The sequence below is a fragment of the Blastomonas sp. UPD001 genome, assembly GCF_003426715.1.
GTDB lineage: Bacteria > Pseudomonadota > Alphaproteobacteria > Sphingomonadales > Sphingomonadaceae > Blastomonas.
The window spans coordinates 1-1,384 of sequence record NZ_QKVT01000019.1 but is presented as its reverse complement, the minus strand read 5'-3'; the positions used below and the strand labels follow the sequence as shown (position 1 = coordinate 1,384).

The 1,384-nt window shown below is 61.8% G+C and carries 1 protein-coding gene; it reads left to right on the top strand.

Annotated features, from left to right (window positions below; all coding sequences use genetic code 11):
• Nucleotides 1–144 precede the first annotated feature (144 nt).
• Nucleotides 145–1,244, top strand: a protein-coding gene (locus tag DM995_RS17850; protein ID WP_502696617.1) for an IS3 family transposase whose coding sequence is annotated in 2 segments (ribosomal slippage) — nt 145–406 and nt 406–1,244 — 1,101 coding nt in all. Because the reading frame shifts where the segments join, the coding sequence is not laid out codon by codon here.
• Nucleotides 1,245–1,384 lie beyond the last annotated feature (140 nt).

Genomic DNA, 1,384 nt, shown 5'->3' with positions numbered 1-1,384 from the left:
TATCAACTGGAAGACAGGACCATTTTCCGGGATAGCGGCAATGTCGGCGATCAACCGCTCGCCGAGTTTCGGTGAGATGCGTTGACCTGAGACCCTGAACTTCCTCCAGATTTGGGTAGAGTCCGTCGATCAGGGAGACGGACGATGCGACCCTCGCGGTTCACGGAAGAACAGATCATCGGGATGCTGAAGGAGCAAGAAGCCGGGGCGAAGACGGCGGATGTCTGCCGCAAGCACGGCATCTCGGCAGCGACCTTCTACAAGTTCAAGGCGAAGTTCGGGGGCATGGATGTGTCCGATGCCCGCCGCCTGAAGGCTCTTGAGGACGAGAACGCCCGGCTGAAGAAGCTGCTCGCCGAACAGATGCTCGACAACGCGATCCTGAAGGATGTTGCCGCAAAAAAATGGTGACGCCCGATGCGAAGCGGAAGGCGGTGGCTCATGCCTGCAAGGTGCATGGGGTGAGCCAGCGTCGGGCGTGCCAGGCTCTGAGGATCGACCGTTCGACGGTGCGCTACACCGGCACCCGTCCGGACGACGCTCCGTTGCGTGAGGCGATGAAGGTGGTGGCGGCGGAGCGCCGGCGGTTCGGCTATCGCAGGATCCACGTCATGCTGGACCGCCAGGGCATCGTGATGAACCAGAAGAAGCTGCGGCGCCTCTACCGGGAGGAGAAGCTACAGGTGCGCCGTCGCGGCGGCCGCAAGCGGGCGCTCGGCACGCGTAGGCCCATGCTGGTTCCCGAACGTGCCAATGCCCGTTGGAGCCTCGACTTCGTCTCCGACACCCTCACCGACGGCCGTCGTTTCCGGGTGCTGGTCGTCGTCGACGATTACACGCGGGAGTGTCTGGCGCTGATCGCCGACACCTCGCTGTCGGGCCTGCGCGTCGTGCGCGAACTGGACGCGATCATCCGATGGCGCGGCCGGCCGGACACGATCGTCTCTGACAACGGCACCGAGCTGACCTCGATGGCGGTTCTGCGATGGTGCCAGCAGACCGGCGTCGAATGGCATTACATCGCGCCGGGCAAACCCACTCAGAACGCCTTCGTCGAGAGCTTCAATGGTCGCTTCCGGGACGAATGCCTCAACGAAACGCTGTTCTCGAAGCTGTCCGAGGCCCGCAGCGCCATCACATCATGGAAGGAGGACTACAACCACCACAGACCACACTCGGCGCTCGGAAATATGCCACCGGCCGAGTTCGCAATGAAATCCACGCTGGAAAAACAGGCCGCATGAGGCCAAGAACGAAACACAGGACTCTCTCCTAAACCGGAGGAGTTCGGGGTCTCAGGTCACCTAACGTCGACTCCGATCTCGTGGGGCGGAACATGCTGACGTAACTGCTTGTGTTCTCAACATGAAATTGCACACCGATT